This window comes from Yoonia sp. D2-7 (assembly GCF_055809435.1).
Genome location: NZ_CM147912.1, coordinates 3,294,370 through 3,311,405 on the forward strand (window position 1 = coordinate 3,294,370; position 17,036 = coordinate 3,311,405).

17 protein-coding genes are annotated in these 17,036 nt (G+C 55.2%); 5 read left to right on the forward strand and 12 right to left on the reverse strand.

The window, feature by feature from the left end:
* Positions 1-9 precede the first annotated feature (9 nt).
* Both hemE and AC0L7R_RS16290 read left to right on the forward strand, forming a co-directional pair.
* Positions 10-1,044 (forward strand): uroporphyrinogen decarboxylase, encoded by a 1,035-nt coding sequence (hemE, locus tag AC0L7R_RS16285; RefSeq protein ID WP_473657900.1) that lies wholly within the window; start codon positions 10-12, stop codon positions 1,042-1,044.
* Between the two features lie 50 nt (positions 1,045-1,094).
* Complete coding sequence (locus tag AC0L7R_RS16290) at positions 1,095-1,475, forward strand: hypothetical protein (RefSeq protein WP_473657901.1); 381 nt, start codon at positions 1,095-1,097, stop codon at positions 1,473-1,475.
* A 78-nt stretch (positions 1,476-1,553) separates the two neighbouring features.
* Here the strand turns inward: AC0L7R_RS16290 and hemF are convergent, their stop codons facing one another.
* On the reverse strand, positions 1,554-2,444 hold the full coding sequence (hemF, locus tag AC0L7R_RS16295; protein ID WP_473657902.1) for an oxygen-dependent coproporphyrinogen oxidase: 891 nt from the start codon (positions 2,442-2,444) through the stop codon (positions 1,554-1,556).
* Between the two features lie 115 nt (positions 2,445-2,559).
* Here hemF and AC0L7R_RS16300 point away from each other — a divergent pair, with 115 nt between their 5' ends.
* Positions 2,560-2,943, forward strand: a complete 384-nt coding sequence (locus tag AC0L7R_RS16300; protein WP_473657903.1) for a hypothetical protein — start codon at positions 2,560-2,562, stop codon at positions 2,941-2,943.
* A 5-nt stretch (positions 2,944-2,948) separates the two neighbouring features.
* On the opposite strand, the gene AC0L7R_RS16305 is transcribed toward AC0L7R_RS16300, so the two are convergent.
* Genes AC0L7R_RS16305 through clpS form a run of 3 tightly spaced genes read right to left on the reverse strand, consistent with a single transcriptional unit; the run spans position 2,949 to position 5,132 of the window.
* A complete protein-coding gene (locus AC0L7R_RS16305; RefSeq protein ID WP_247128446.1) occupies positions 2,949-3,755 on the reverse strand; it encodes an SDR family NAD(P)-dependent oxidoreductase in 807 nt (268 codons plus the stop codon).
* A 35-nt stretch (positions 3,756-3,790) separates the two neighbouring features.
* Positions 3,791-4,765 (reverse strand): methyltransferase, encoded by a 975-nt coding sequence (locus AC0L7R_RS16310; protein ID WP_473657904.1) that lies wholly within the window; start codon positions 4,763-4,765, stop codon positions 3,791-3,793.
* Positions 4,766-4,790: 25 nt separating this feature from the next.
* Positions 4,791-5,132, reverse strand: a complete 342-nt coding sequence (gene clpS, locus AC0L7R_RS16315; RefSeq protein ID WP_247128448.1) for an ATP-dependent Clp protease adapter ClpS — start codon at positions 5,130-5,132, stop codon at positions 4,791-4,793.
* 321 nt (positions 5,133-5,453) lie between these two features.
* Between clpS and AC0L7R_RS16320 the strand changes: the two genes are divergently transcribed.
* Complete coding sequence (locus AC0L7R_RS16320; protein WP_348107926.1) at positions 5,454-6,947, forward strand: D-alanyl-D-alanine carboxypeptidase family protein; 1,494 nt, start codon at positions 5,454-5,456, stop codon at positions 6,945-6,947.
* Between the two features lie 88 nt (positions 6,948-7,035).
* On the opposite strand, the gene AC0L7R_RS16325 is transcribed toward AC0L7R_RS16320, so the two are convergent.
* The 5 genes from AC0L7R_RS16325 to AC0L7R_RS16345 all read right to left on the reverse strand — a co-directional run bounded on the left by AC0L7R_RS16325 (position 7,036) and on the right by AC0L7R_RS16345 (position 13,479).
* A complete protein-coding gene (locus AC0L7R_RS16325) occupies positions 7,036-8,631 on the reverse strand; it encodes a dipeptide ABC transporter ATP-binding protein (protein ID WP_473657905.1) in 1,596 nt (531 codons plus the stop codon).
* A complete protein-coding gene (locus AC0L7R_RS16330) occupies positions 8,628-9,770 on the reverse strand; it encodes an ABC transporter permease (RefSeq protein ID WP_348107928.1) in 1,143 nt (380 codons plus the stop codon). Before AC0L7R_RS16330 ends, AC0L7R_RS16325 begins: the two co-directional genes overlap by 4 nt.
* On the reverse strand, positions 9,770-10,849 hold the full coding sequence (locus tag AC0L7R_RS16335) for a microcin C ABC transporter permease YejB (protein ID WP_247128451.1): 1,080 nt from the start codon (positions 10,847-10,849) through the stop codon (positions 9,770-9,772). Before AC0L7R_RS16335 ends, AC0L7R_RS16330 begins: the two co-directional genes overlap by 1 nt.
* 21 nt (positions 10,850-10,870) lie before the next feature.
* Positions 10,871-12,781, reverse strand: coding sequence for an ABC transporter substrate-binding protein (locus AC0L7R_RS16340; protein ID WP_473657906.1), 1,911 nt, complete (start codon positions 12,779-12,781; stop codon positions 10,871-10,873).
* Positions 12,782-12,960: 179 nt separating this feature from the next.
* The gene (locus AC0L7R_RS16345) at positions 12,961-13,479 is read right to left on the reverse strand and encodes a c-type cytochrome (RefSeq protein ID WP_348107930.1); all 519 of its coding nucleotides are present in this window, start codon (positions 13,477-13,479) and stop codon (positions 12,961-12,963) included.
* Between the two features lie 120 nt (positions 13,480-13,599).
* Here AC0L7R_RS16345 and AC0L7R_RS16350 point away from each other — a divergent pair, with 120 nt between their 5' ends.
* Positions 13,600-14,439: a prephenate dehydratase gene (locus AC0L7R_RS16350; protein ID WP_473657908.1), complete on the forward strand. Its 840-nt coding sequence runs from the start codon at positions 13,600-13,602 to the stop codon at positions 14,437-14,439.
* On the opposite strand, the gene AC0L7R_RS16355 is transcribed toward AC0L7R_RS16350, so the two are convergent.
* The 3 genes from AC0L7R_RS16355 to nudC all read right to left on the reverse strand — a co-directional run bounded on the left by AC0L7R_RS16355 (position 14,427) and on the right by nudC (position 17,028).
* On the reverse strand, positions 14,427-15,470 hold the full coding sequence (locus AC0L7R_RS16355) for a Hint domain-containing protein (RefSeq protein ID WP_473657909.1): 1,044 nt from the start codon (positions 15,468-15,470) through the stop codon (positions 14,427-14,429). The two genes, AC0L7R_RS16350 and AC0L7R_RS16355, sit on opposite strands and share 13 nt — an antisense overlap.
* Before the next feature lie 74 nt (positions 15,471-15,544).
* Positions 15,545-16,012 carry an SRPBCC family protein gene (locus tag AC0L7R_RS16360; RefSeq protein WP_247128455.1) on the reverse strand — a complete coding sequence of 156 codons (468 nt, stop codon included), beginning with the start codon at positions 16,010-16,012 and terminating at the stop codon, positions 15,545-15,547.
* A gap of 59 nt (positions 16,013-16,071) precedes the next feature.
* Entirely contained in the window at positions 16,072-17,028 is a 957-nt protein-coding gene (gene nudC / locus AC0L7R_RS16365) for an NAD(+) diphosphatase (RefSeq protein WP_473657910.1), read from the reverse strand.
* Between the last annotated feature and the right edge of the window lie 8 nt (positions 17,029-17,036).

Here is a 17,036-nt window from a genome sequence, read left to right on the forward strand (position 1 = left end):
ACGCCTTTTATGACCAAACAAAAAACCATCCTGCGTGCATTGGCAGGCGAAACACTTGAGACGCCGCCGATCTGGATGATGCGCCAAGCAGGACGGTATTTGCCGGAATATCGGGCGACACGGGCGCAGGCCGGTGATTTCCTATCGCTATGTTATAATTCAGAGTTGGCGGCAGAGGTCACATTGCAGCCGATCCGGCGTTACGGCTTTGATGCGTCCATCCTGTTTGCTGACATTTTACTTTTACCTCAAGCACTTGGCGCTGATCTGTGGTTTGTCACGGGCGAAGGGCCACGCCTGTCCACAATCACCGATCCATCCGGTTTGGCAAAGCTGAAACCAGCAGATGCGATCCACGAACATCTGGCGCCGATCTACGAAACTGTGCGCATCCTGTCGCGCGAATTGCCGTCTGAGACGACCCTGATCGGTTTCGCCGGCGCACCGTGGACCGTTGCGACCTACATGATCGCGGGCAAAGGCACGCCAGATCAAGGACCGGCACATGCACTGAAAGACAGTGACAAAGCGACGTTCGAAGGCATCATTGACCTGCTGACCGCGTCCACTATCGAATACCTTTCGATGCAAATCGACGCAGGTGCCGAAGTTGTGAAGCTATTTGATAGCTGGGCCGGATCGCTGCAGGGAGATGATTTCGTCAATTACGCGATCAAACCGACGCAAAAGATCATCGCAGCGCTCAAGGCACGCCACCCAGATGTTCCGATTATCGCGTTCCCACGCGGCGCAGGCGAACGTTACGTTGGTCTGCACGCAGCGACCGGCGCAGATTGCATTGCGGTGGACGACGGCGTGACGGCGGAATGGGCGGCAGCGAACCTGCAAACAGGCGGCTGTACCCAAGGTAACCTGAAATCGTCGCATATGGTGACGGGCGGTCAGGACCTGATCGACGAAGTCAAACGGATCAAAAAGGCTTTCGCGAACGGGCCGCACATCTTCAACCTCGGACACGGGATCACGCCAGATGCGGATCCCGAGAACGTGCAGTTGATGATTGATACCCTACGGGCGTCATAGAACCGCCGTATTGAAACGCAAAATCGGGACCACAGAAATGAGGTCCCGATATGCTTGCCGCACTCCGCCGTATCTTTTTGCGCATTCGCCTGATCATCGGCGGTATCAGATCCGCACTCTACGGTCTCGTCGTTGTCGCGGTCACATGGATCATCGTGTTGCCGCCGTCCCAGTCCGAAATTGCGCGCCTCGATTTGCCTGCAAATGCAACGGTCGAGGCAGAAGGCCTGCGGCACTACCGGATGGCAAAGCTTTTGCTATTGGTCGCGTCCGAAAAAACCTTTGAACGGATCGCGGCGCGGTCAGGCTCTGGCGTTTCAGGCAGTGAATTCCAACTCGCCGTGCAAATCGCAGCCAATGGGGCGCCAATCCAAAACACGTCGCAGCCCGAACACACGGGCGCCAAACGGATCAGCGCACGCGTGAACTAACTTTTTTTGGTCCAAATATCTCGGGGGTTTGGGGGCTGGCCCCCAATCCGATCATCCGCAAAAGTTGCACCCCGTGGATTAGACCCACTTAGCCAATGGCGGCAGGCTCATCAAAACGGCATCCGCGTCATGCCCTGTCGCCAGGCCGAACTTTGTCCCGCGATCATAGACGAGGTTGTATTCGGCGTAGAGCCCACGATGCACCAATTGCGCATCCTTATCGGCCTCTGACCACACCGTGTCGCGCCGCTTTTCAACCAACGGCACATAAGCAGGCAGGAAAGCCCGTCCGATATCTTGGGTCAGCGCAAAATCCTTTGCCCAGTCGCCTGTGTTACGATCATCCATAAAGATGCCGCCCACGCCCCGCGCACGTTTCCGGTGCGGAATGTAGAAATATTCGTCTGCCCATTCTTTCAATGACGGGTACAAATCAGTGCCGTGCGGATCAAGGTGATCCTTTTGGGTGGCATGAAAATGCGCCGTGTCTTCGTCGTATTCCAAGCAAGGGTTCAAATCAGAACCGCCACCAAACCACCACGCATGTGGGGTCCAGAACATCCGCGTGTTCATGTGCACCGCAGGGGCATGCGGGTTTTGCATATGCGCGACCAACGAAATGCCGGATGCCCAAAACCGCGGATCAGTGTCCATGCCGGGCACACCACGGGCGGCCATCGCTTTTTGCGCAGCTTCACCCAATGTACCGTAGACGGTGGATACGTTCACGCCGACTTTTTCAAACACGCGTCCACCGCGCATTACGGACATCAGGCCACCGCCTGCGTCGTCACCATCATCGGCAGTCCGCTTTGTTTCCTTCACCTCGAATCGGCCCGCAGGCATATCCGCCGTTGGCCCGGACGCCAGTGTGTCTTCCAAATTCTCAAAGGATGCGACGATATCGTCGCGCAATGTCCGAAACCATGCCGCAGCGGTTTCTTTTTCGGTAATCATCTCGTCTGACATGCATCTTCCTTTGGTCTGATATTGCATAACATTCTGTGCTATACCATGTCATGAAGCGGACCACAGACCCTTGATACAGATCAACCCCTGTGGACGGAAAACGAAGGAAATACTAATGCGTGCCGCCCTTTTTATTGTTCCGCTGTTGCTGACCGCTTGCGCGACCCCGCGCGAAGCCTGTCTGGACGAAGTGAACCGCGAAGTCCGTGTTCTTGATGCGCTAATCGCCGAAACGCGCGCCAATCTGTCGCGTGGGTTTGCAGTTGAAGAACGGCAAAACGTGCGCACCCGCCGTGCCAATTGCGTCGGCAAGAATGAAGATGGCACGAAGTTCAGTTTCCGTTGTGACAAGACAGAAACGCGGACGCGGACGGTGCCGATCGCGATTGATCTGAATGCGGAAAGGGCCAAGCTGACATCCCTTGAACAGCGCCAGATGCAGAACATCTCAAACGCGCAAGCAGGGATCGCGCAGTGTATCGCGCGTTTCCCTGAATAAATCGCTTAGTGTGCAGACACCGCTGCCGGATCAATCAGGGTCCGGCCACCGTCAACGGTGATGACCTGACCGGTCACGAAACCGGCCGCATCTGACGCCAGATACTGCACCGCATCCGCGACCTCATTCGGGCTGGCGATCCGGTGCAATGGTGTGTTGTCCACAATCGCGTCGCGCATTTCGTCATGTTCGCGCAACGTGCCTTTCAGGCTCGCGCTCATCACCGACCCGAACGCTACCGCGTTCACACGAATACGTTTCGACGCAAGCGCCACGGCCATTGACCGCGTCATCTGATCAAGTGCAGCTGAACTCACCGAATACGCCAACAGATCAGGATGTGTTCGCCGCGCGGCAATCGAGCTGAGGTTCACGATAGACCCGACATAAGCATCATCGTCGCCGTCTTTCGCCTGTTTGATCATCCGGCGGGCGACAGCTTGGGTCAAACGCAGGGCCGTCATCAGGTTCTGATCAATCAGGTCTTCAACCGACGTGTCATCCACACTTAGCGGATCAGACAACAACACCTGCCGGGACGCGTTCACAAGAATATCGACACGTTCGAACGAATCGATTGTCGCTGACAAAAGGTTCGCAATCGTCAGTTTCTGGCGCAGGTCGCCCGCAAAGATGCGCGCATTGCTATCATCATCGGCATAATCGCTGATTTCAGCTTTCAGACGTTCTTCGTCCATATCGGCAAAGACGACATTTGCGCCTTTCATCAGGAAATGTTTCCCAATTGCGAGGCCAACACCATTTGCGGCCCCCGTCACAATCGCGGTTTTGCCTTCAATCGAAAAGGACATGTGTCGAAACTCCGGTCAGGCTATTTCGCCGTCATTCAGCGCAAAGGGCGCGTGGCATGGAAAACTTTGAACGCGTTATTCTGCGCGATCTTCTCAACATTACGAAACGCATCACTCAACGCCTGTTCATAGGGCAAATGACGATTCGCGACCATCCAAAGTTTACCGTGGCCTGCCAACATCTTGGCAGCCGACGCGATAAAGGCACGGCCCAGCGATGGATCGGCATTGCGACCGATGTGAAACGGCGGGTTCATGATGATGCCGGCATAGGCCTTTACCGGACGATAGGTGGTCGCATCTTCCCACAGGAAATTCACACGGTCATCGCTGACATTTTGGCGGGCGCAATCAAGCGACAGCGCCTCTGCTTCAATTAAATCAAGCGTTTGCACACCATCGCGCTGCAACACAGGCCCAGCAAGGTAACCCCAACCGGCACCCAAATCGGCCATGTGTGCAGGCAGTTTAGACGGTAGGTTCGCGACCAACAGTTCCGACCCCGCATCCACAGCGCCGTCCGAAAACACACCAGCGGTGGTCACATAACCATGGTCACCTTTTGCTGGTGCAAGTGCGGCCCAATCGGCGAAAGCATCGGTGGCTTCGAACCAAAAGATGCGACCGTGGTTCTTGGTGATCGACGGCAAATCGCCCAGAATTTTGCGGCATGCCTTAAACAGGCTGTCGATTCCGTCTGTCTTGTTACCATCAACAACGATCAACTTCGCACGGCCTACGGCCTCTGCGATCATGGATTTCGCCAATGCTTTGGACCGCGGCACAACAACAATAGCGGTTTCAGCTTCGGAAAACGCGGCCGTCACCGGATAGCCCGCGTTAGACCACCCCGCCGCATCCGGCTTAAACGTATGTTGGATCGTCACGCGGTCCTGCGGTAGATCGTTGACGTCATAGTCCAGCGGCGGACGCATCAGACAAACAGGACCGTCAGGCAGCGACAGCGCCCCTTCGGTAAGGGCGGTGGACAGGCGGGAATATGCGGACATGTGCGGGTGGACTAACGGTGGACCGCTATTCCTTCTCCATTGTGCATTGCAGCGGATGTTGGTGGCGTTGGGCGAAATCCATCACCTGCGCGACCTTCGTTTCTGCAATCTCGTGACTATAAACACCCACAACGGCGAGGCCCTTCTTATGGACCGTCAACATCAATTCAAATGATTGGGCGTGCGACATCCCAAAGAACCGTTCCAGTACCATCACAACAAATTCCATCGGTGTGAAATCGTCGTTTAGGATCATCACCTTATAAAGCGGCGGGCGCTTTGTCTTTGGTTTCACGTCCAAAGCGACGCCGACATCACTGTCGTCGTTGTCTTTGCGATCGGCCATCATTGTGATGTTGCTCAGCATGCTGGGGGTAATTCCTACGGGCGTTGCGATTGACCTTCTATATAAGACAGGTGGCTAGCAAGAAAACCCCACACATCGGCAAAAATCCGACAAGCCTGACGCAGCGTAGCCGAAGCATGATCTAGCTTGTTGAGGACGATCTAGATGTTTTGCAGCCAAACCCCACTAAATATGGCGGTGTGGCAGGATTCACACCACGGAAGTCTTTGAAAACAGAATGTTTACCGTTTCAGATTCGCTGTGTTAGCTTCGCTGTAATCAATAAGGTCACCGCGTCAAAAAGTGGGGCCACGAGGCAGTTTTAATAGTGAGGCAAACGACGTGGCAAGTCGTCTAAAGCAGTGCGCCTATGGCGTAACACTCTTCTTATTCTCCGTTTTGGTCACCGTAATTGCACCTGTGCAATCGGCAGCGGCCCCTTATGCGGCGATGGTCATGGATGCACGCACAGGCGAGGTTTTGCATTCGCGCAACGCCGACACGCGCCTGCACCCCGCATCCCTGACCAAAATGATGACGCTCTATATTGCGTTCCAAGCAATCCAGCGCGGTGAAATCACGCTGGATACAGAGGTCCGGATCACATCCAACGCTGCATCAGAACCGCCGTCAAAGCTGGGCCTGCGCAGCGGTCAAACGATCAAACTGCGGTATTTGCTCCGCGCTGCCGCTGTGAAATCCGCCAACGATGCGGCCACAGCGATTGGTGAAGCGATCTCTGGTTCCGAATCTGCGTTTGCCACGCGGATGAACCGGACGGCTGCCGCGATGGGTATGACCAACACCACGTTCAAAAACGCACACGGCCTGACGCAAAGCGGGCACATGTCTACTGCACGCGACATGTCCGTCCTTGGTCGTCACGTGATTTATGACTTCCCACAGTATTATAACCTGTTTTCTCGTATTAGCGCCGATGCTGGTGTTGCCCGTGTGGCCCACACCAACCGTCGTTTCCTGAACGCTTACGAAGGTGCCGACGGGATCAAAACAGGCTACACACGTGCGGCTGGTTTCAACCTTGTCGCCTCTGCGCAGCGTGGCCAAGAACGCATCATTGCGACTGTGTTTGGTGGGTCTTCCACGGCAGCACGGAACGCGCGCATCACAGAACTGATGGACATGGGTTTCCAGCGCGCACCATCCAACGTCCGCGTCAATGAACCGACGCCACCTGCCGCGAACACGCTTGTGTCCAGCAATGGGACAGCGGCGACCAACGGCGGTTCCGGCAAAACGATCCGTGTCACGGGTTTGGTCCAAGCCAGCCTGCGTCCGCAATCACGCCCCGCCGCAGATGCGCCGCAGCTTGATGTGAATACCGACCTGATCGCCAGCCTTCTGGCCGAAACAGTCGACACCGATTCCATCGACACCGCATTGTCCGAAGCATTGGGTGACGCGGTCCTGACCGAAAGCGCATTCGAGGCAACGCCAAACGCCGAAGCAGGCGAAGTACTATCCGCCCCTGCCCCGCAGGCCCGCCCAGCAGAATTGATCACCGCATCGGTTCAAGGCCCAGCGCAAGAAGTCCAAGCAGCACCAGAAGTCGTCACACGCATTTCCACATCCGGCGGCCGCCACTGGGGCGTGAACGTCGGGCGGTATCCATCGCGTTATGCAGCAGAACGCGTGTTGCTGAAGGTCGCTTTGAACGAGATGACAACGCTGGACGGATCATTGCGCCGCGTCGTGCAACGCTCCGGCGGGTTCGACGCGAACTTCATGGGTTTGACCCGCGAAGGTGCTGATCTGGCCTGCCGCCGCCTACAGGCACGCGGCACGTCATGCTTCATGATCGGGTCCGACAGCTAATATTGAACACGAATTGAAAAGGGCGTCGCGAATGATCGCGGCGCCCTTTTTCTATGTGAAAGTCGCGTTTCGTGCGGATGAACGGCTGTTAAATCGCACGCCCTTCAAACGCTGCTGCCATCAAGGCACGCGTATAATCCGTCTGCGGCGCATCAAAAATCGCGTCCGCATCACCTGCTTCAACAACATCGCCCTGCTTCATCACCATCACTTTGTGGGACAGCGCGCGAACGACTTTCAGGTCATGCGAAATAAACAGGTAAGCCAGTTGGTATTTCTGTTGCAGATTACGCAGCAATTCCACGATCTGAACCTGCACAGTCATATCAAGCGCAGATGTCGGTTCGTCCAGCACCAGCAGCTTCGGACGCAGAATCATCGCCCGCGCAATTGCGATCCGCTGGCGTTGGCCACCGGAAAATTCGTGCGGGTAACGATCCATTAGCGTCGGATCAAGCCCGACTTCTGTCATGATCTCAGCCACCATTTCGCGACGGTCCCTTGCCGGGTCTATCTCATGAATCGTCAGCCCTTCGGCGATGATCTGGGCGACAGTCATACGCGGCGACAATGATCCGTAGGGGTCTTGGAACACGATCTGCATGTCGGTGCGCAGCGGTCGCATCTGTTTCTGGTTCAGCCCGTCGATGCGTTCGTCTTGGAACGTAATCGCCCCTTCGGACCGGATCAGGCGCATGATCGCAAGCGCCAGCGTCGTTTTGCCAGAACCGGATTCGCCGACGACGCCCACTGTCTCCCCTGCCCTAACGGTCAAGGTCGCGTCGTTCACCGCTTTGATATGTCCCACGGTGCGTTTCAACAGACCGCGATGGATCGGGAACCAGATTTTCGCAGATTCCGTTTCCAGCACCACAGGCGCATCCGCGGGAACCGGCAACGGCGTACCCGTCGATTCCGCGGCGAGCAGCATTTGCGTATAGGGATGCTTCGGATTCGCAAAGATGTCAGCCGTCGGACCCGTTTCGACAATTTCACCATCCTTCATCACACACACCCGATCCGCGATTTTGCGTACAATCGTCAGGTCGTGGGTGATGAACAGCAGCGACATCTGCTTGCGTTCTTTCAGCTCTGCCAGCAGGTCCAAAATCTGGGCTTGGATCGTCACATCAAGCGCAGTTGTCGGTTCATCCGCGATCAGCAGTTCGGGATCATTCGCCAGCGCCATCGCGATCATCACGCGTTGCCGTTGGCCGCCAGACAATTGGTGCGGATACGCGCCAAGCCTGCTTTCTGCGTCGCGAATGCCCACTTGGTTCAACAACTGCACAATCTTGTTCGTAACTGCAGCGCCGCGCAGCCCTTGGTGCAGTTCTATCGATTCCGCCAGCTGCTTTTCCAACGTGTGCAGCGGGTTCAGCGACGTCATCGGTTCTTGGAAAATGAAACTGATGTCATTGCCGCGCACACGGCGCAGATCAGCCTCGGCGGCGTCGACCATTTGGGTGCCATCATAGGCAATCGACCCGTCGACATGTGCACTATCGCCCAGCAATTGTACCGTCGACAACGCTGTTACGGATTTACCGGACCCGGATTCACCGACCAGCGCGACCGTCTCGCCCTTATGCACCTGAAACGACACATCGCGCACAGCATGGGTCGTTTCCCCATCCTGCCGGAACCGGACATTTAGCTTTTTGACATCAAGCAGCAGGCTCATGAAAAGGTCTTTCGCGGATCAAACGCGTCGCGGACGCCTTCAAAGATGAACACCAACAAGGACAGCATCACAGCAAAGGTGATGAATGCGGTGAAGCCAAGCCATGGGGCCTGTAGGTTCTGTTTTGCTTGCAAGGTCAGCTCGCCCAACGACGGTGCCGATGACGGCAAGCCGAAGCCAAGGAAATCGAGCGATGCGAGACCGCCAATCGCCCCCGTCACAAGGAACGGCAGCATCGTGACCGTGGCGACCATCGCGTTTGGCAACATGTGGCGGAACATGATCGTGCGGTCAGATACGCCAAGCGCCTTGGCCGCACGCACATACTCGAAATTGCGCGCACGCAGGAATTCGGCCCTCACCAGCCCCACCAAGGCAGGCCAGCCAAAGAGTATGGTGAGGAACACAAGCAGCCAGAAACTGCGCCCCACAATCGCGAAGACGATGATGATCACATAGAGCGACGGCATGCCCGTCCAAATCTCGATGAACCGCTGGAAAATCAGGTCGGTCCAACCACCGAAGTAACCCTGCACAGCGCCCGCAAGGATACCGATCAACGACGACCCGATAGTCACGATACCCGCAAACAAAATCGATAGGCGGAACCCATAGATAATCCTAGCGGCCACATCGCGTTTGGTATCGTCGGTGCCAAGGATATTCGTATCGGACGGCGGCGCAGGGGCCACGCCGCGCACGTCAACGATGGTGTTGTACGAATAGGGAATAGGCGGCCAAATGGTCCAACCCTTCTGGAACCCTTCGATATCAACGTCACCGCCGCTTTCCACCGTTTCAAGCAACCCTTCGGGATCGTCGAAACAATCCTCCAGCCCGCCCGTCGCGATCAGGCATTTCACCTCGACGTCGCCGTAAACTGCCTCCGTCGGGAAATCCCCGCCGTAGTCACGTTCCGAATAGAACGACACAATCGGCATACGTAGTTCACCGCGATACGACACAAGGATCGGTTTGTCGTTCGCGATCAGTTCAGCGAAAAGCGACAGCACAAACAGTACTGTGAATATCCACAGCGACCAGACGGCACGTCTGTTGCGCTGAAAATTGCGCCAACGACGTTGGTTCAGCGGCGACAACCACATGCGTTTCGGTTTTGGGGTCACTTGCATTTCCATCAGCCGCGCCCCTCGAAATCAATGCGTGGATCGATGAAGACATAGGTGATGTCCGTCAAAATCCCTACGACAAGGCCCATCAACGAAAACGCAAAGAGCGTGCCAAAGACCACAGGATAATCGCGGGCGACAGCAGCCTCGAACCCGAGCCTGCCAAGGCCGTCGAGCGAGAATAGCGTCTCAATAATCAATGATCCGCCAAAGAACACCGAAATGAACAGCGCCGGAAAGCCCGAGATCACAATCAGCATCGCGTTCCGGAACACGTGGCCGTACAGGACCTTCTTCTCGGACAGGCCTTTGGCCTTCGCCGTCGTCACATACTGCTTTTTGATCTCGTCCAAGAAGCTGTTCTTCGTCAGCAACGTCAGGGTCGCGAAGGCAGAGATCGTCGAGGCAAGCACAGGCAACGTGATGTGCCAGAAATAATCCAGCACCTTCCCGATCATCGACAGTTCCTCAAAATTGGCAGAGGTCAAACCGCGCAACGGGAATAACCGATAATAGGACCCGCCCGCGAACAAAACGATCAGCAGGATCGCGAACAAAAAGCCAGGGATCGCATAGGCCACAACGATGGTCGCCGACGTGATCGTGTCGAACCGCGACCCGTCGCGGACAGCCTTTTTAATCCCAAGCGGGATCGACACCGCGTAGGCAATCAAGGTCGACCAAAGGCCAAGTGTGATCGACACCGGCATTTTCTCGAGGATCAAATCAACGACGGAAATCGATCTGAAATAACTCTCGCCGAAATCGAAGCGGATGTAGTTCCACATCATGTTCAGGAACCGTTCCAACGGCGGTTTATCAAACCCAAACTGACGTTCGAGATCTTCAATGAAATCCTTGGAAAGACCGCTCGACCCAGGATAGGCGCTATCTTCTTGTGCGCCCACATCGGCATCCGCATTGCCACCGGCGATGGATTCGAACACGTCACCGCCGCCTTCCATGCGGGCAATAATCGTCTCGATCGGGCCACCGGGCACGAACTGGGTCAAACCGAAATTCAGGATCATGATCCCCAACAAAGTGGGAATCACAAGTAACAGCCTGCGAAGGATATACGCGCCCATGGGGTCTTCCTCTTGGGCTGCTTAACGCAGCGCGCCGGCCGTTTTCAGGGCCTGATATTTTTCGTCGTTGAACCACCAATAGTCGAGATGGCCAAGCCCAAATTCAGGCAGGTTCTCAGGATGCTCAAACATATCGAAATACGCGACCCAGTTTTTGCCCAGATACCAAACAGGCACGATGAAATATTCGTGACGCATAATCCGGTCGGCGGCACGCACAAGAGCAGCCATTTCGTCATAGTCTTCTGCAGCCGCAATCTGTTCGCCCAGTTCATCAATAGCTTCGGAACAGTAACCGGCAGGGTTGAACACGTCTTCTTTGTCTTCACAGCCGTATTTCTGGCTAAAGCCGGTGCCTTCTTGCAGGCCGTTGACCCAGTAGCCAAAGATCATCTCGAAATCGTTGTCTTGGGTGCGGGCCTGATATTGCGCGGGATCAACACGGTTGTAGGTCACGTTCACGCCAAGGCGTTTCAGATTTTCGATATACGGGTTGATGATCCGGTCAAAACTTTGGCGGGTCTCAAGAAATTCCACATCCAACGTATTGCCGTCTGCATCTATTAGCAGACCGTCATCGCCAGTTGTGTACCCGGCTTCTTCCATCAACGCCAAAGCGGCACGCAGATTGCCGCGATCTAGCGGACGATCGCCTGACGTATGCGGCACAACGGCTTCGGTCGTCAGGATTTCAGGATCGATCTTGTCGCCAAGGGATTCCAGAATTTCCAGTTCACGACCTTCGGGCAGACCCGCAGCCTTAAGCCGGTCATTTTCCCAGAAGCTTTCACGTTGTTGGAACAGCCCATACTGCAGATTGTCGTTGGTCCATGTGAAGTTATAGACCAACCCAATCGCTTGCCGCACGCGGCGATCGGCGAATTTTGGATCACGCAAGTTGAACACAAAACCGGTCGCGGCGGGCAAGGTGCCATCTTCCAGTTCTTTACGCGTTACCCATTCGTTTTCAATCGCTGGGAAATCATAGGATGTCGCCCAGTTAATCGAACTGTTTTCACGACGGAAGGTGAATTCACCCGCTTTAAACGCCTCGAACGCGGCGGAGGTATCCGCGAAATATTCGATGCGGATGCTATCAAAATTGCCCCGACCAACATTAATCGGCAGGTCCTTGCCCCAATAATCGGGGTTACGTTCGTAAATGATCTGACGACCCGGATCGATAGACCCGGTCATGTATTCAGACGTGCCCGGTGACACCTCAAGGCTCGATTGGTCCAATCGTGCGCCTGTTTCTTCGAACCACGCCTTTTGCATCACCAAGGCATTCGCCATCTGGCCAATCCGGCCACGTGCAGGGGCATCTTCAGCAAACGTGAATTTCACGGTGTAGTCGTCCAAGGCTTCGTAGGATTCGACCAAAGCCGTAATCCCTTGCTGGAACGACGGTGTCGATTGGGTGCGCATCAGTTCATGTGTGAAGATCACATCGGCTGCCGTCATCGGTTTGCCGTCCGAAAATGTAACGTCCTTGCGCAGATTGAAGATCACGTAGGAATTGTCATCCGGATACTCGAGCGTCTCGCACACCAAACAATAGTACGTGCCAACTTCGTCGGACGTCGTGGTCATCAAACGTTCCCACACAGCCGACGCAAGCGCACCCGGCGTTCCTTCCAGCGTGGCAAACGGGTTCATGCTGTCGAACGTACCGCTGGACGACACCGAAATTTCACCACCCAATGGCGCGTCGGGATTAACGTAATCAAGATGTGCGAAATCAGCCGGATATTTAATGTCGCCGTATTCGTTGTACGCATGGCTTACGGTCACATGCCCGTCAGCAAACGCCTGCCCCGCAAGCAACGACATGCCCACCAATATCGCAGTTCCCGACATCCACATCGCGGTTTTGGCGCGTGTGTCTTGTTTGGTACGGGCTACAGCACGATTTTGGTGGCGATTTTGCATCTTGTTCTCCCAAGGGGTGTCGAAACGTAACTTTGTTATCAAAGCTAACCGGACGGTCCAAACAATCAAGTTGAGAATGCGTGAACTCGGCGTGAACGGACCGTTTCCAATCACTTAGACACAAAAAAGCCGCCCCATGTGACATGGGACGGCTTTGATTAGGTCATAACTGGCGATGATTATTCGCTCAGTGTCGCGAGATATGCGATCAGGTTGGCGCGATCTTCGATCTTGCGCATCCCGTTGTAGTTCATCGCTGTACCTGGCGCGTAGCCTTTCGGGCTTTCCAAGAATGCGTTCAGGTTCTCAGGTGTCCATGTTTCGGCCACAGCAACCAACGCACCGGAATAACCAAACCCGTCAACACCGCCAACAGCACGATCAACAACACCGTTCAGGTGCGGACCAACGCCGTCGGTGCCGTCAACCTTGTGACAGGCAGAACACGGGCGAAACGCGCCTTCACCAGCGGCTGCATCCGCAGCTGCGAAAACTTCTTCAAATGGGGGACCAGCAGGTACGTCTTCCGCTGCTTCGCCGCCTTCAACGGGAATCACATATGCTTGGTCGTGGCCGTCGCCGTGACCGCCCCCACCGCTGTGATAGATCGTCTCAGCAACCCAACCGCCAAGCAAAAAGGCAAGAAATGTGCCACAGATGCCGCCGATGGCTTTTGTCATAGTCATTGTGTCGAACATGTCGCGTTCCAATTCGTTCGCAGTTTTGCGGGTATGTATCCGCTTCCTTACCTCGGTTGCAAGGTATAGTGCCGCGACCAATTGCCCTTTTTGGGTATCATGTGTCGGGAGGTGTTAAGAATGAGTGGCAAAATCGCATTTCAGGGCGAACTTGGCGCATATGGGCATCAGGCCTGTGCCGATACGTGTCCGGACTATGACCCGCTGCCCTGCCCGACATTCACCTCTGCGATTGAAGCTGTGCGCAATGGCGACGCTGAACTGGGCATGATTGCTGTAGAAAATTCGACGTATGGCCGCGTTGCCGACGTTCATTCGCTGCTTCCCGAAAGCGGTTTGCACATCGTGGATGAGGCATTCGTACGCGTTCACATCAACCTTTTGGGGCAAAAGGGTGCGCAAGTGTCTGAAATTACCCACGCCCACGGCCACGTTGTGATTTTGCCGCAATGCGCCGGATTTTTGACAGAACACACGATTCGCGGCGTTGTTAGTTCGGACAACGCCAAGGCCGCGCGCGACGTGGCTGAAGGCGATGATTCTTCGCAAGGCGCGCTTGCCTCTGAAATGGCGGCCCAAATTTATGGTCTCGACGTGCTTGCACGCAATATCGAAGATCAGGACAACAACACGACCCGCTTCATCGTGATGGCCCGCGACATCAATCGCGCGCGCAGGGGCGATCACGGCATGATGACCAGCCTCGTATTTCGTGTGCGCAACATTCCGGCGTCTTTGTTCAAGGCAATGGGCGGGTTCGCGACCAATGGCGTGAACATGACCAAGCTGGAAAGCTACATGGTCGGCGGCACGTTCCAAGCGACGCAGTTCTACGCGGAAATCGAAGGGCATCCAGACGACGAAAACGTCAAACTGGCGTTGGAAGAACTGGATTACTTCACGGATATGGTCCGTCTGATGGGGGTCTACCCCCGCGCATCACAACGTCAGTCGGCGTAAGGCGTCAACACAATCGTTCGGCGATCAGAAATGCAGGGCCGCGCAGCCAAGACGCTCGTTCCCCGTTCCGTCAGTTCAGGGAACAGGTCGTTCACTTCGCGATCTGCAGGTGATTCACCGTCCGGCGTCGGCAGGTAGCTTTCAGTTTGCAGTCCATCGGCCCAGATCACTTCATGGGCATCAAAGAGCACGTGAATGTAAGTGACATCCTGACCATCATCGACCTGACAGATTGTGGAATCGTTGCACAACTTGATCGCTGGTACGAGGATTTCAGTCGCACCAAACATGAGTTCAGCACGCCAACCCGTGATCAAAATGCGGTGCTGCGGCGAAACTGACATCGTTTTGGCCGGGACACCTTCGCCAAGCGCGTCCTTTTGGATGACGACGGGGCGAAATCGTGGTTGTGCTGCCAGAACGGCGGCAGGCAAACGGCGATGCCCGATCCAACGGATCGTTTGCAAACCGTGATCTGATGTCGGGATACGATCACCGACGCGCAAATCAGCAACATCGCTATGCCCTGTGTTAGTGCGAATAATGGTGCCCGGCGTGAAACAATCAGGCACGGCAAGATCAGCATATGGAAACGACGGCCCCTCGGACGTACCTGTCACCGTCAACGGAACCCCGACGGGTGGAAAACCTAGGCCAGTATCGACAAATGCCAAACCTTCAACAGTGCTGTAAGACGTAACACCCGGCTCATTGATGTTGAAGCCAATCAACGTGTAGACAACGCCATCGGGGTCTTCGACTGTAATGCTGTATTCGGCCTCTACCCGACGCCCATCACCAAATGATGTCCCGTTAAACGTCTGAGCGCCATCCAAGGTCTGACTGTTGTCGCTGTCCTGAAAATTCGCTTCTGTATCTTGAATGTTCACGCCGACCCAATCGTTGGTATCCAGCGTGATTACCAAACCGTTGAGATGGCTACCGTCACCCTGCGTGATCCCTGACAGCTGACCGCCACCGGAAATCGAGACATTCGCCTCTTCAAGAGCATAAATTGTTTCAGCAGCCATGACGGTTCAACCATTAAAGACGTTACCGCTTTTTAATGGCCGACTAAGTCAACAATAAGGCCGCAAAACAAGGGTTATTTGCTACGTTTGTAGTCTTCGGCGATACCTGCGACCTGTTCATTTACCCGACGTGAAAAACGTCGGTTCAGGTTAGACTTGGCAAGCTTCAAGGACTGCAAAAGCAGACGGGCTGACAACGACTTAGCGCTCATGTCGACCGTCACCGCCACACGTGTTGTTTTAGGCGACAGGGCAATCAGGTTCACCACTGTCGCACTGTTAAGACCAGTCGCAACGGTATCGATCTCTAGCTCGTTGGGCGCATCGATATTTGTGACGGTCGCACGCAGATTGCGATCCTTGCTTCTGAACGTAAATGCCACATCCCATGCCGATCCGACACGCACGGGCCCCGCGCCATCCACGCGCGTCACCTGAGCCCCACGACGCAATGCCTGCCGTTCGTAACCATCAAAGTTCGTCACTTTGCTGAATACAAAATCAATTGGCGCTTCGATGTCTTTATGCGTCGAAAAGTTCATTATTCATCCCATTGTTAGTCAGATCGATTCCGCACACGACAGTCCCGAATTGCCCGTTCCTAATCCAGCGTATTCGATAGCCAATTGTCCAAAAGGAAATGCGCAATCGCGCCTTTGCGCGCTGGTTTCATAACCGGGTGTTGCCCTGCAAAAACAATATGCATGTCCGCACGGCTGATCCACATCGCATCTTCCAGTTCTTCGACATCGACCGTGATTTCATCGTCCAACGCTTCGCCCATGCACCCGAACATCAAAGATGCAGGGAAAGGCCATGGTTGCGACGCCAAATAGGACACCGCACCGACGGTGATGCCGCTTTCCTCCATCACCTCGCGCCTGACGGCAGCTTCCAACGTTTCACCAGGTTCGACAAAACCAGCAAGCAGCGAATACATCCCTTCGGGCCAACCCGGGGATCGCCCGACCAAGACGCTATCGTCGCGCGTGATCAGCATGATGACAACCGGATCGGTGCGCGGAAAATGGGATCGCGCACACGCTGGGCAATTGCGTTGCCACCCGCCCATCGCAAAATCGCTCAGGTGCCCGCATGTGCTGCAGAACCTATGGGATGCATGCCACCCGAAAATCGCACGGGCCGTTGCTGCCAACTCCGCATCACGGGGCGACAGATGCGTCATGATCGCGCGCAATTCCGCAAAGACAGCCGTGTCTTTCATAGTTGGATGCGCCTGTTCCGACGGGTCCAAAAATGTATCAAGGGTGGTGTCATCAAACGCTTCGGGTTCCCAAGCGCTAATGTCGATCGCGAACACGGGCGTGCCGTTATCGCGCCCCAGATAGACATGCTCTGCGCTTGCGTCAGAGACAACGTCATGGTCAACTTTAACCGCAACGAGTTTTGAATGGTCTATTGTGACCATTGGTTTACCCCGCCACAGCACAATTAAGCGTACTGTTGGATCAAGCCAAAGCGATTGCACATCTTTGCGTTCATGAGCGGCCCGATCCAAACCGGACCCACCGAACGTTACTGTCTCTGCATGTTTCATAGATGTCG